Origin of the sequence: Arthrobacter sp. FW305-BF8, assembly GCF_021789315.1 — a bacterium.
Lineage (GTDB): Bacteria > Actinomycetota > Actinomycetes > Actinomycetales > Micrococcaceae > Arthrobacter.
Genome location: NZ_CP084561.1, coordinates 2,385,055 through 2,398,506, shown reverse-complemented (window position 1 = coordinate 2,398,506; position 13,452 = coordinate 2,385,055). Strand labels below are relative to the sequence as shown.

The window sequence follows — 13,452 nt, the reverse complement described above, 5'->3', positions numbered from 1 at the left end:
GTGCATGTCGTTGCCACCGCCGGACATGTCGATTGCGGTAAGAGCACGCTGGTGCGCGCGCTTACCGGCATGGAGCCAGACCGTTGGGAGGAAGAGAGGCGGCGCGGCCTGACCATCGACTTGGGTTATGCCTGGACCACGTTGCCATCCGGGCAGGATGTTGCCTTCGTGGACGTACCGGGCCACGAACGCTTCCTCGGCAACATGCTGGCCGGAATCGGGCCGGCGCCCGTCGTCTGCTTCGTCGTCGCCGCCGATGAGGGCTGGCAGGCGCAGTCCAGCGATCACCGGGACGCCATCGCTGCGTTGGGGATTGAGTACGGCGTCGTTGTCCTCAGCAGGGTGGACCTGGCGCCAGGGCGGGTTGCTGACGTGCTGGCCCGGACCCGCAGAGAGCTGGCCGGAACAGGTCTGCAGAACGCGCCCGCAGTTGCAGTGTCTGCCACCGAGGGTACCGGCCTGGCGGAATTGCGTGCCACGCTCGACGGTGTGCTGGCCGGCGTGCCTTCCCCCACCACCACAGGGCGGCTCCGATTGTGGGTGGACCGCTCCTTTACCATCACCGGTTCCGGAACGGTGGTGACCGGAACACTGGCAGCCGGAACGCTCGTACAGGGTGACCGGCTGCAGCTGCTGGGCCACGATGGTTCGCGGCCCGTAGTGGTCCGTGGCCTTCAAAGCCGCGATACCTCATACCCCTCGCTGGGACCTGTCAACAGGGTTGCGCTGAACCTGCGTGACGTCTCCGCCGCCGAGATCCGCCGCGGAGACGCTCTGCTTACCCCCGAGGCATGGCCCATCACGGGCGTCATGGGCATCCACCGAACTACCGGTGTGCCTTATACGGATGTGCCGGAGCAGATCATGGTGCATGCCGGTACTGCGGCCGTGCCAGCCCGGCTGCGTCCCTTTGGTGCCGACCACGCCCGGCTCGTGCTGGACAGGCGCCTGCCGCTCGTCCTTGGTGACCGGCTGGTGCTGCGCGACCCCGGGAGCCGCTCCGTGCTGGGCGGAGCGCAGATCCTCGACGCCGATCCCCCGGCCTTGCGGCGGCGCGGCGACGGTGTCCACTGGGCGGAGCGGCTCGCAGGCCTGGACGCCGCCGGCGACGTGCTGGGTGAAGTGGCGGGCCGCGGGGCGGTCCAGGAACAACACCTGCGTCGGCTCGGGCTGCTGCCTGCGCACGACGCAGAGGCGCCGTCCGGCGTCTTTGTTTTCGGCGACTGGTGGGTACATGCTCCCCTCTTCGAGGCATGGCAGCACCGGCTGCGCACGGCCCTCGGGGTGCTGCTTGAGCGCGATCCCTTGGCACCGGGACTTTCGCAGGGTGCGGCGCGGCATCTGCTCGAGCTGCCCGATGAGAGGCTTCTTGCCCCCGTCGTGCGCGATGCAGGCCTGGAACAGGAGGGCGGCCACGTCCGGCTGCCCGGCAGCCATGCCAACCTTGGCGCCGCCGGGTCCGCTGTCGCCGAGTTGGAGCGCAGGCTTGCCGCAGACGCGTTCCATGCCCCGGAAGCCGATGAGTTGGCCACGCTGGGCTTGGGCGTGCGCGAGCTGGCTGCCGCCGAGCGCGCTGGACGCTTGCTGCGGTTGCGCGACGGGGTGGTGCTACTGCCTACGGCGCCGGCCCTTGCCATGCGCGAGCTGGCCCGCTTGGAGCAGCCATTCACCACGAGCCAGGCACGCCAAGTGCTCGGCACAACACGACGGGTCGCGGTTCCGCTGCTGGAATATCTCGACTCACGCGGCTGGACTCGGCGCCTGGATGCCGGTCACCGCACCATTGTGCGTTGACCCGGCTAAACCGAAGTGTTCGTGGCCGGTCACCCGCGTTGTTCCACTCCGACTGTCCTCGGCACTGGCGCTGCTAAACCCGCAGGTTAAATGCGCTCACCATACAGCCGCCTACTGTATGCCGAATCACACCGACTCTGATATATTAGTTCTGTTCTCCGGCATATATTACTTATGGGTTCGCCTGAGAATCGATCGTCAACTCGATGAGGAGTAGAACAAGCATGCAGAAGCTCGCGCACCGGCTCGAACGCCTGGGCACCGAAACCGCCTTCAGCGTCGCACAGGCAGCCGCCGCCTGGAAGGCAAAGGGGAACCTGGTGTACCCCTTCCACCTCGGCGATATAAACATCCCCACTGCTCCGAACATCGTGGAAGCGATGAACCGGGCCATCGCGGACGGCTACACGGGCTACTGCCCCGGGCCCGGCATCCCGCAACTGCGTGAGGCCCTTGCCGACGACATAGGCTCGCGCCGCGGTGTCCAGTTCTCCCCCGAGAACGTGGTGGTGATGACCGGCGGCAAGCCCGTCATCACGAAGTTCCTGCAGGCGGTCATGAACCCCGGCCAGGAAGTGCTCTACCCCAACCCCGGCTTCCCTATCTACGAATCGCAGATCGAGTACCTCGGCGGCACCGCCGTGCCGTACCGCTACGTGCCCACGAGCACGGGCTTCGCGATCGACCTTGAGCAGATCCGCGCCTCGATCACCCCGAACACTGCCGCCATCATCTACAACGACCTGCAGAACCCCATCTCTGCCGAGTCGACCGCAGCCGAGCGCGAGGCCATCGCACAGCTCGCGATCGAACACGACCTCTGGGTACTCTCCGACGAGGCCTACTTCGAGACCCGCTACGAGGGCGTCTCGAGCTCGATCACATCGATTCCCGGCATGGCCGAGCGCACCGTCATCCTCTACACGTTCAGCAAGAAGTTCGCCATGACCGGCTCACGCCTGGGCTGCGCCGTCGCCCCGCGCGAGATCGCCCAGGTGCTCAGCACGCTGAACACCAACGACGAGTCCTGCACCACTCACTACGTGCAGTGGGCCGGCGTCGAAGCGCTCCAAGGCCCCCAGGATTCCGTGCAGCAGATGCTTGACACCCTGCAGACGCGCCGCGACACCGCCTGCGAGCTAGTGAACTCCATCCCCGGCATGCACGTCGCCGTGCCGCAGTCGACGTTCTACCTGTTCCCCGACGTCACCGAGGTCATGGAGCGCATGGGCTACACGGCAGTCGGCGACTTCGCCTCGGACGCCCTGTACAAGACAGGCGTCTCCTTCTGCACCCGGGAGCATTTCGGCCGGCGCCTGCCCGGTGAGGACCGGCAGTACATCCGGCTCGCCTACTCGGGCATCGAGGCGTCATCTATCCGCGAGGGCCTCGGACGGCTGCGCGAATGGATCGTGACCGCATGAGCCGGGTAGTCGTTACGGGCAGGGTGCCCGACGCAGCGCTGGAAAAGCTTCGTGCCGAGCACGAGGTCGATGCATGGACCGGAACGGAATCGATCAGCCGCGAGGAGCTGCTGCGCCGCGTGGCCGGGGCCGATGCCATCGTGAGCCTCCTCACCGAACGTATCGACGGCGAGCTGCTCGACGCCGCGGGCCCGCAGCTCAAGGTCGTCTCCAACGTCGCCGTCGGCTACGACAACATCGACGTGCCCGCCTGCACCGGACGTGGCATCATCGCCACCAACACCCCCGGCGTGCTCACCGAGGCCACCGCCGACATCGCGTTCGGGCTCATCCTGATGGCAACCCGCCGCCTCGGCGAGGGCGAACGGCTCATCCGCGCCGGCCAGCCGTGGAAGTGGGGCATGTTCTTCCTGCTCGGGTCCAGCCTGCAGGGCAAGACCCTCGGCGTCGTCGGCATGGGCGGCATCGGCCAGGCGACAGCACGCCGCGCCAAGGCCTTCGGCATGGACATCGTCTACCAGTCGCGCAGCGAGATCGATCCCGCGATCGCCGCGGAACTGGGCGCCCGCCGGGTCGACCTCGACGAGCTGCTGACTGTTTCCGATGTCATTTCGCTGCACTGCCCTTACGGACCGGCAACGCACCATCTGATCGGCGCCGAGCAGCTTTCAGCGATGAAGAGCTCCACCTACCTCGTCAACACCGCACGCGGACCGATCGTCGACGAAGCGGCCCTCGCCGCCGCGCTGCGCGAAGGCGTCATCGCGGGCGCCGGGCTTGACGTCTTCGAGAAGGAGCCGCAGGTCCACCCCGAGTTGCTCGACCTGGAAAACGTGACACTCGTGCCTCACCTCGGCTCGGCCACCGTCGAGACGCGCACCGCCATGGCAGTACTCGCCGCCGACAACACGCTCGCCGTACTCCGCGGCGAGCAGCCGCCCACGCCGATCGACTAGTGGTGTACGGGCCCGACCGGAAACGCGATACCCGGCGGACCTGGAGTGCAGTGCCGGCCGAGCTTCAGCATGACAGGTGCGCAGGGCGCGCCTGAGAAGCTCGCACGAACCAGCGTGATTGGCCCCGGAGTGGGATCTGTTTCAGCTCGCCAACGGCACGTCCAACGCAAAAACGAGTACGAGCCCTGTCCCCAAGGACGGGGTTCGTACTGCTGCCATGCCCTCGGGTCAGTTCGCCGCGATGTGCGGCTACATGCAGCGAAAGGCCAATGACCAGCTGCAGCTGTCGTCTGAAACGGGCCGATCACCGTCAGGCGTCCGGCATGTCCTGCGTCGCCACGCTGCCCGCGCGCTCGTAGACCAACGACACTGCCCCCTTCGGGAAGGTGCGCGCCGGCTCGGCGAGGCGGAAGGAGGCGGGGACGGTCCCGGCGTCGAAGATGCGCTTGCCCTGCCCGAGGGTGAGCGGATAAAGCCACAGGTGGAGGCGGTCCAGCAGGTCCGCCGCCAGCAGCGACCGGATGAGGACGCCGCTGCCGAACATGTGCACCTCGTCGAACTCTTCACGGAGCCGGCCCGCTGACGCAGCATCTGGCAGCACCTTGGTGCCCGCCCACGCCGGAGCAGCCAGTGAATGGGAGACGACAAACTTGGGCACTCGGTTGAGCGTGCCGCCGATCTCGCCGGACTGGTGCGGCCAGTACGCCGCAAAAATCTCGTAGGTCTTCCGGCCGACGAGCAGGGCGTCGATGCGGCCGATCTCCTGGCCGATGGCAGCGCCGGCCTCGTCGTCGGACACCGGCGCCTGCCAGCCACCGAAGGCGAATCCGCCCGCGGTATCTTCTTCGCTGCCGCCCGGGGCCTGGTAGACGCCGTCGAGGGTGACAAACAGGTTGGCGACGATGATTCCCACGGGCCCATTCTGGATCAGGGTCCAGCCGCTGTCCATAGCCAGCGGCCGTGGCAGACTGGTGCCATGCTGCTCGATGAGCTCGTGAGGACCTCGGAAGCCGTCGCGGCCACTCGCTCCCGGCTCGCCAAGGTCAACGAACTGGCAGGCCTGCTGCTCCGGCTCGACCCCGCGGACATCCCGACGGCGGTCGGCTTGCTCACCGCTAAGCCTCGCCAGGGCCGAGTCGGGATCGGCTGGAGCGGCATAAGGACAGCAAGGAGCGAGCCCGCGCCTGAGCCGACTCTCACCATCGCGCACCTCGACCTTGCATTGGATCGGCTGCTGGCAGCCGCAGGCGCTGGCTCGACGGTGGAACGCGCCGCCACCCTTCGGACTCTGATGGCGGAAGCCACCGAACGAGAGCAGGCCTTCATCGCCGGCGTGCTGCTCGGAGAACTTCGTACCGGCGCACTCGAGGGCGTACTGACGGATGCGGTCGCCCGCGCCGCCGGCCGGCCCCTCGAGGCCGTACGCCGCGCAGCGATGCTCTCCGGTGATCTCGGCGGGACCGCCCTGCTGGCGATTACAGGCACCGCCGCCCAGCTTGACGCGGTCGGCCTCGTCGTCGGGCGTCCCGTGCAGCCCATGCTCGCCGCAACCGCGGCGAGTGCTAGTGAGGCGCTGGAGGCGACGGGGGAAGCGTCGGTGGAATACAAGCTCGACGGCGCACGCATCCAGGTGCACCGTGCCGGCGACGACGTGCGCATCTACACCCGCACCCTGGCGGAGGTGACCCACCGGCTGCCTGAGGTGGTAGAGGTGGTGCGCGGACTGCCCGTGCGCGATGTGATTCTCGACGGCGAGACCCTGGCCCTTGACGAGGACGGCGGCCCCCGGCCGTTCCAGGAGACCATGTCCCGGTTCGGGGCGAACGCGGCGCGCGCCACGCTGCTGCATCCGTGGTTCTTCGACGTGCTGCACATTGACGGGCGCGACCTGCTCGACGAGCCGTTGTCCACACGCATCGGCGTGCTCGAGCGCATCGCCCCCGGTCACCGCATCCCGGGGAAAATCACTGCGGATGCGGCTGTTGCCGAGTCAGTGTCACGCGATGCGCTGGCCGCCGGCCATGAGGGCGTGGTCGTGAAGGCGGTGGGCTCTGCCTACGCCGCCGGGCGGCGGGGTTCGAACTGGATCAAGGTGAAGCCCGTGCTCACCTACGACCTGGTGGTGCTCGCCTGCGAATGGGGGTCAGGACGGCGCACCGGGCTGCTGTCGAATCTGCACCTCGGAGCCCTGGACCCTGTTGGCGAGTTCGGCGAACCTGGCGGTTACGTGATGGTGGGCAAGACTTTCAAGGGCCTCACCGACGCGCTGCTGCAATGGCAGACCGAAAGGTTTCAGGAGTTGGAGGTGCGGCGTACGGCGGGTACGGTGTGGACCGAGCCGGTCACCGTGGTCGAGATCGCCATCGACGGCGTCCAGAAATCTCCCCGATATCCGGGTGGAATCGCCCTTCGGTTCGCGCGCGTCAAGCGCTACCGCGACGACAAGACGGCCGCGGAGGCCGACACCATCCAGACCTTGCGCGCCCTGCTCCGTACCCCACCGGGCTGAAAGGTAGGGAGAACACGTGCCCGAGGTGGGCCGCCATTCGCTCCGTGAAAGATCCGCTGCACCGTACGCCATCGCTTCGCTTCGTATCAGCGTTCTCTCAGGCCAGCCGGAGTCCGGCGCACGACATTGGCTAAGCGTTGATTCGCGGAGAAATCCGCCGCTCGATTTCAACGACCCTTCGCGCCTGCAATAGTCCACTCGATACGGCGCCATGATTGGGGTGCAAAGATACCGGCAGTGGGCCACCGTCCTTCGATAGGTTGGTTCCGTAAGGCCGACCACGGGTAACCCGACTCATTGGAGAAGACGTGAAAGCGATTGTGTACGAAGAAACAGGTTCGTCCTCAGTGCTGAAGCTTCAGGACAAACCGCTGACTCATCCCGGCACGGATGAGGTCCGGGTCCGCGTGGTCGTCTCCGGTGTGAACCCCACCGACTGGAAGTCCCGGGCAGGCGGAGGAGTAAGCACCGCCCTGGAAGCGCCGAAGGTCCCTAACCAGGACGGCGCCGGAGTGATCGACGCGATCGGATCCGGAGTGACAGGGCTCAGTGTCGGAGACCGGGTCTGGCTCTGGGACGTCGCCTGGGGCAGTAACGAGGGCACCGCACAGGAGTATGCCGTCGTACCGGCGGCCAAAGCAGTCCCGCTGCCGGACGCTGAGTCCTTCGACACTGGTGCGTCCGTCGGTATCCCCGCCCTGACAGCGCACCGGGCGCTGACCGCGAACGAGGACGGCCCTGCCAGGCTCTCCCCCGGAGCCTTGGCGGGACTCACGGTACTGGTCACTGGCGGCGCAGGCGCAGTGGGGCACGCTTCCATTCAGCTCGCCAACTGGGCCGGAGCAACCGTCATCACCACCGTCAGCGGAGACCGGAAAGCTGAACTCGCACGCCTAGCCGGAGCCCATACAGTCATCAACTACCGCACCGACGACGTTGTCACTGCTGTCCGCCAGGCCGCCCCCGGCGGCGTCGATAGCATCGTCGACGTTAACGCTCCAGCGAACATCGACACCGGCGTGCAGGTGCTCAAGCCAAGCGGAACCATAGCCATCTACGCGGCAAATCCAGGGGAATCAGTGACGGTTCCCATCCGTGAAAGCATGACGAAGAACGTCCGGTACCAGTTCATCCTCACCTACACGGTCACCGACGAGCAGAAACAGCACGCCGTCGCCGCCGTCTCCGAGGCGCTGAAGGCCGGCGCGTTGCGCGTCGGTGAAGAACACGGCCTGCCGCTAACCCGCTTCCCACTCCGGGCGACCGGTGCAGCACACGACGCTGTGGAGCAGGGCACCATCGGTAAGGTGCTCATCGACGTCGCACCATAACCCTGAATTCCCCGTGACCTAGTGACTCGACTGCAGGGCGTTCTCCAGCAAGGGCTCAGGACCTGGTCACGGGTTTAAAAAGCACGGAGGATGTCCTCGAGGCGTTGTTTGGCGTCGCCGCAAGCATCTGCGAGTTGCCTCGGAAGAACAGAGGGTTCTGCACGCCTGCGGCCATGGAGCCTTTGAATGCCTCGACGCCGCCGGGTTGCCAGTGTCGTTAGCTCCAATGACAAGGACGACCGACATCCCGTTAAGGTCCTCGTTGATCTCGTCCATCTCCAGGACGCTGCCGGGGGTACTTCTTGATGTCTCCGGACTTCAACGCGCGACCGGGTGGCCGTGCCGAAACACCACCCAAAAGGCGCACTGAATTTCGGACTCACGAGAAATCGCCGCCCGGCGCCGATCCTGCTAAGCCTTTCCGCGCCTTGCCGCACGTTCCACGAGGTCCGCCGCCCAAGGGCGCGAACCGTGCCGGAGCACCATACCCTCGGGTAGCCCCCGGACAGACGCAGAACATCCGGCGATGTCGATGGTGATACGGCCGCCTGCCATGGGAGCGTTGGTGATGTGCACACCGCCGTAGGATTCCGGGAGGACGGGATCCATCCATAGGCCGCCGAGGGCGACATCTGGGTAGTAACCCATCAGGCTCTTGACAAGCATAATGGGGGTGGTGGCAGCCCAGGCCTGGGGCGAGCAGGCTGTGGGGTACGGCACGGGCTCGTCATAGTGCTCCCGGCTAAAGCCGCAGAACAGTTCGGGCAGTCGCCCATCCGAATATTCGGCCGCCTCCAGCAGGGCAGTTGCGACCCGCTGTGCCTCGGCTACGAAGCCGTAGCGAAGCAGACCGGCCGCGATGATCGCGTTGTCATGCGGCCACACCGACCCGTTGTGGTAGCTGACGGGGTTGTAGGCGCCCATGTCGCTGGCCAGAGTACGGACACCCCATCCGCTGAACATCTCAGGGGACATCAGGCGTTCCACTACGAGCGGGGCCTTGTCCTCATCGATGAGTCCGAACAGCAGGCCGTGACCCATGTTGGAAGCACAGGCATCAACCGGTCTCTTTCTGGCGTCAAGGGCAACGGCATAGTAGCCGTGCTCAGGCAGCCAAAACTGTTCATTGAACTGCCTCTTCAGCCGTGCAGCGAGGTCCCGGTACTTCACGGCCAAGTCCGCGTCACCGGAATCATAGGCTATCCAGGAGCGCGCCAAATACGCGCTATATACATAGGCCTGCACCTCGCACAGCGCGATCGGAGGCTCGGCCAGCCTGCCATCAGCAAAGTTGATGCCGTCCCAGGAGTCCTTCCATCCCTGGTTGATCAGCCCGCGGTCGTTGAGACGCTCATACTCCACGAAACCGTCCCCGTCCCTGTCCCCGTAGTCCCGGATCCAGTCCATCGCGCGGTCCACGTTGGGCATTAGTGACGCAACCGTATCCGCGGCGAAACCCCAGCGACTGACTTCCCCGAGCAAGGCCACGAACAGCGGTGTGGCGTCGACGCTGCCGTAGTACGAGGACTTGCCGCCCAAGGACAACCTGCTGGACACGTCGAACCGAACTTCGTGCAGGATCTTGCCCGGCTCCTCCTCGCTCATCTCGTCCACGACGCTGCCCTGGCGGTCAGCCAAGGTCTGGATAGTACCGACAGCCAGGGATGGGTCGACAGGCAGCGCCATGATCGAAGCCCATAACGAGTCCCTGCCGAACAGCGCCATGAACCATGGCGCGCCGGCAGCAACCACCACCCGATCCGGGTGGTCAGGATCCTCAATGCGAAGCGCACCCAAATCTTCGTAGCTGCGCCGCAGAGTCCGCTCAATGGAGCGGTTACCCATCTGCACGACCGGGATATTGGACACCCACGCCTGCCGGCGCCGGTCCCTGGGCGACAAGCCGTCCCCGTCTCGGTGGACAAACGCGGTCGCGTAGTCGGCCCCCTCGATGCTGGGTATCACGGTCAGGACCGCGGTCCAATGGCCGTGCGGCGGGACGGTCACGCGGTACGTGAGCGCCTCCGGCGTAATGTCTGCTCCGGGGGCTTGGATGGCCACGCCCTTCCGAATGTCCTCCCAGCCGGCCCGGATAGTGAGTGCGTCGCCATCAATCTGGCGGATTTCATCCCAGCACCGCTGTATGCGTGCTTCTTTCACCTCGAAGAGGTCCGCGAAGTCCGCTTCGGCTTTAAAGGAAACAATGCACTCGGCAGGGGTTGGTGAGTAGTTTCTGACCGTGATCTGTTCCAGGATTCCGGCACCTACCTCACGGAGTCGTTCGACGATCAGCGGGCTGTCTGCGTATCCATCCGAGCGATGTACCCGACCGACGAAGAAACCACGATAGGGCTGCTTGGTCTTGGCGGCCAAGGGCTCCAGCGGCTGGCCGTTAACGGTCAAATTCCAGCGGGATAGGATTCGCGTATCCTCGACAAAAACCCCGTGCGGGTACTCAGGCTGAAGATCTCCGCTATCCGATGAGATGCAAAAGGAGGCCCCCTCTATCAAGGTGACCGTTGCTGAACCGAGGGGCCCGGCAGCAGTGTCAGCATTCCATCCAGCCATCGGCTCCTCCAAGGATTGACTGCAACGGGCTCAGCAGACGGCGCCCTTGTGTCCGGTCGAACCAGGCGATCGCTGCCTTGATTGTCAAAACGACGGTACGCCCGTGCACGAGGTGATGCCAGCCCCGCGTTCGAAACCTTGGTGACGGCCCATAGGTGCTTCAACGGATCGGTCCCACAGCCGGGCAAACCTCACGACACCGTGAACGGGTGTAATGCGGCAGACCCGGATCTGCTGTATCCAGCCGGGCCAGTAATCCCCTGACGACGGCATGACGAACCGTCTGCTGCCAGCCTGCCTGGGCAAGGAGAGCGGGACACTTCGCTCCGGTGTGGCAAACTCCGCCAGCATATTCCGGATAGCAGTGGCTGCCTCAGCGGGCCTAGAGGTGGTTGAATCGATGGGTGCCACAGTCCGCGGCCTTCGTGTGTCAACGGCCATTAGGAATTGCCCGTAGGCGGCCAGCATTTCTGCCCGCTGGTGGCCAGTAGAACTGCCCAGTGGTGGCCAGCTGGTTTGCCCGCTTGGGGATGGGGTTTGCTGGCCACCAGTTTGGGGTTTAGTTCAGTGGCATGACGCCCTTTCCGGCCAGGGCCTGGGTGAGGCGGATGGAGTCGCCGGTGGTTTGGCAGACGTGGGCGTGGTGCAGGAGCCGGTCCACAGTCGCGGTGGCCAGGGTTTTGGGCATGAGCTCGTCGAAGCCTGCGGGGTGAAGGTTCGAGGAGACCGCGACGGCCCGTTTTTCATAGGCTGCGTCGACGACCCGGTAGAGGCCTTCGGCGGCGTCGGTGGCCACGGCGAGGAGGCCGATGTCATCCACGACCACGAGATCTGCGCGCAGGATCCTAGCCACGGCCCGGGTGACGGTGTCGTCGGCCCGGTGCGAACGGATCAGGGCGCCGAGGTCCTCAAGGGTGAACCAGGCGACGCGCATCCCTTCTTCGACGGCCTGCTGGCCGAGGGCTTCGAGGAAGAATGTCTTTCCGGTCCCGGAGGGGCCGCAGACGACGAGGTTTTCTTTCCGGTGGATCCATTCCAGGGTGCGCAGGGCCTGTTGGGTCGGTGCCGGGATCGAGGACGCGGCTTCGTCCCAGAGGGCGAACGTCTTGCCGGTCGGGAACCCTGCAGCCTTGCGGCGGGTGGCGAGCATCGACCGGGCCCGGCCCTTGGTCTCCTCCGCGAGCAGTGCTTTGATGACCTCGGCCGGTTCCCAGCGCTGAGCGCGGGCGGTGGCCAACACGTCCGGGGCGATGGCGCGGGCGTGGGGCATTTTCAGTTGCCGCATGAGTGCCTCGAGGTCGGCGGGCAGAGCCGGTGCGGTGCTGTTCGCGGTCGTGATGCTCATCGGGCGCCCTCCCCGGCGCCGGTGGTGCCGAGGCCGGCCCACCCGGCGGTGCCCTGGGTGAGGGACTTGTCCTCCGCGGCGGTGCGCAGCCCGGTGTGGTTTCCGCCCGCGTTCAACAGCGACGCGAGGTCGCCGTGCGCGAAGCGGTGGTGGATCGCGGCAACGCCCAGGGCCTTATCGACCTCGGCAGTCCCCGCGATCTTGGCCAGCGCGACAGCCTCGGCCATCTTCACGTTGATCCGCTGCGCTCCGGCCGCGGCGGCCTCCAGCAGCCAGGTCCTCGCGCCGGCGCCAATGCCCAGGAATTCTGCTTCCGCCGTGGACCGCGGCACGGGTTTGTAGTCGCCGGGCACCTTCTGCTGATGGTCCGGGAAATGTGCGTCCAGGATCGCCGGGGACCCGGGCCGGGCAAGTCGGTGCCGGGCGACCTCGACCGGCCCGCCGGCACCAACATGCACGATCACGACCTGAGCATCCGGGCCGGTCCCGTGGAAGCGGGCGAACACCTCGGCGCCGAGCAGATGGGCAGGCACGGAGTATTGGGCGTTTTCGACCGAGACCATCGGCGTGTTTTCCGGCACCCGGCGCCCGACCCCGTAGGCGAGGGTATGCGCTGTGTCCGGGACGCGGTGCAGGGACGCGGCCTCCTCGGCGAGCATGTCGACCGGGCGGCGGCGGGTGGTCCGGTGCTCGCGCGTGTTGATCTGGTCCATGAACGCGGTGCAGGCCGTCTCGAGCGCGGCGAACGAGGCGTATTCGTCTCGCAGGTTGGTGTCCTTGGGCACCAGGTCTGCCTTGGCGATCTTCACAGACGATTCGACCCCGCCCTTGGATGCCGGGTCCGCCGGCTGGCAGGTGAGCACCTCGACGGAGTAGTGCCTGGCGAACGCCAGCGTCTGCTGGTTACGGACCGGCACGCCGGCCACATGCATGGTGGTGACGGTCTTCTCGTTATCGGTCAGCACATACGTTGGCGCGCCGCCGAGCAGCCGGAATGACCGGTCCAGGGCGGAGAACACGCTCGGCGCCGTCCGGTCACGCAGCGGGATCACGATGCGGAACCGGGACCAGGCCAGCCAGGCGACGAACAGTACGGTCTTGACCCCGTCGATGACGGGCCCGTCGCCGAAATCGTACTGAAGCCAGGCGCCTGGCTCGGTGATCCAGGGACGGTGGACCCTTTTGTTCCCGCGCCGGTAGGCCTCTTTGACCTGGGAAACGGCGCGGCGGGTGGAGCGGTCCGAACCTCGGTAGCCCATCGCGGCGAGCTTGTCATGGATGACATCGGCGCGGATCCGGCCCTTGGACTTTTCGACCCATTCCTCGATCTTTGGAAGCCACTCGTCGGTGACCCGGGGCCGGTCCGTCACACCGCCCGGTGCACGCCCGGCATCACGGGCCTGGACCAGCCGGTCAACAGTGTGGTGGGAACAACCCGACAGCTCCGCTGCACCGCGCAGCGACTTGGTCAGATCATAGGCAGCAAGAATTTTCACGGTTTCTAGGGCATCCTTCATTCAGGGCC

The 13,452-nt window shown here is 66.1% G+C and carries 9 protein-coding genes and 1 pseudogene; 5 read left to right on the top strand and 5 right to left on the bottom strand.

From position 1 onward, the window contains the following. The 3 genes from selB (at window position 1) to LFT45_RS10670 (ending at window position 4,174) form a co-directional block, all read left to right on the top strand. Window positions 1-1,794 (top strand): selenocysteine-specific translation elongation factor, encoded by a 1,794-nt coding sequence (gene selB, locus LFT45_RS10680; RefSeq protein WP_236808566.1) that lies wholly within the window; start codon window positions 1-3, stop codon window positions 1,792-1,794. 224 nt (window positions 1,795-2,018) lie between these two features. Continuing rightward, window positions 2,019-3,218 (top strand): pyridoxal phosphate-dependent aminotransferase, encoded by a 1,200-nt coding sequence (locus LFT45_RS10675; RefSeq protein ID WP_236808563.1) that lies wholly within the window; start codon window positions 2,019-2,021, stop codon window positions 3,216-3,218. Next, window positions 3,215-4,174 carry a 2-hydroxyacid dehydrogenase gene (locus LFT45_RS10670; RefSeq protein ID WP_236808551.1) on the top strand — a complete coding sequence of 320 codons (960 nt, stop codon included), beginning with the start codon at window positions 3,215-3,217 and terminating at the stop codon, window positions 4,172-4,174. The genes LFT45_RS10675 and LFT45_RS10670 overlap by 4 nt, the downstream gene beginning before the upstream one ends. A gap of 310 nt (window positions 4,175-4,484) precedes the next feature. On the opposite strand, the gene LFT45_RS10665 is transcribed toward LFT45_RS10670, so the two are convergent. Continuing rightward, window positions 4,485-5,087, bottom strand: a complete 603-nt coding sequence (locus LFT45_RS10665) for a dihydrofolate reductase family protein (RefSeq protein ID WP_236808549.1) — start codon at window positions 5,085-5,087, stop codon at window positions 4,485-4,487. Window positions 5,088-5,150: 63 nt separating this feature from the next. Between LFT45_RS10665 and LFT45_RS10660 the strand changes: the two genes are divergently transcribed. Beyond that, window positions 5,151-6,683, top strand: coding sequence for an ATP-dependent DNA ligase (locus LFT45_RS10660; RefSeq protein ID WP_236808547.1), 1,533 nt, complete (start codon window positions 5,151-5,153; stop codon window positions 6,681-6,683). Window positions 6,684-6,991: 308 nt separating this feature from the next. Then, window positions 6,992-8,014 carry an NADPH:quinone reductase gene (locus LFT45_RS10655; RefSeq protein WP_236808531.1) on the top strand — a complete coding sequence of 341 codons (1,023 nt, stop codon included), beginning with the start codon at window positions 6,992-6,994 and terminating at the stop codon, window positions 8,012-8,014. A gap of 74 nt (window positions 8,015-8,088) precedes the next feature. On the opposite strand, the pseudogene LFT45_RS10650 reads toward LFT45_RS10655, so the two are convergent. From LFT45_RS10650 to istA, 4 genes and pseudogenes are all read right to left on the bottom strand, one after another. Next, window positions 8,089-8,299 (bottom strand): annotated as a pseudogene (locus LFT45_RS10650) (NAD(P)(+) transhydrogenase (Re/Si-specific) subunit beta); the annotation flags it as partial. 126 nt (window positions 8,300-8,425) lie between these two features. Further along, complete coding sequence (locus LFT45_RS10645; RefSeq protein WP_236808529.1) at window positions 8,426-10,582, bottom strand: amylo-alpha-1,6-glucosidase; 2,157 nt, start codon at window positions 10,580-10,582, stop codon at window positions 8,426-8,428. Window positions 10,583-11,141: 559 nt separating this feature from the next. Continuing rightward, on the bottom strand, window positions 11,142-11,927 hold the full coding sequence (gene istB / locus LFT45_RS10640; protein WP_236804791.1) for an IS21-like element helper ATPase IstB: 786 nt from the start codon (window positions 11,925-11,927) through the stop codon (window positions 11,142-11,144). Next, window positions 11,924-13,444, bottom strand: coding sequence for an IS21 family transposase (istA, locus tag LFT45_RS10635; protein ID WP_336885583.1), 1,521 nt, complete (start codon window positions 13,442-13,444; stop codon window positions 11,924-11,926). Before istA ends, istB begins: the two co-directional genes overlap by 4 nt. Between the last annotated feature and the right edge of the window lie 8 nt (window positions 13,445-13,452).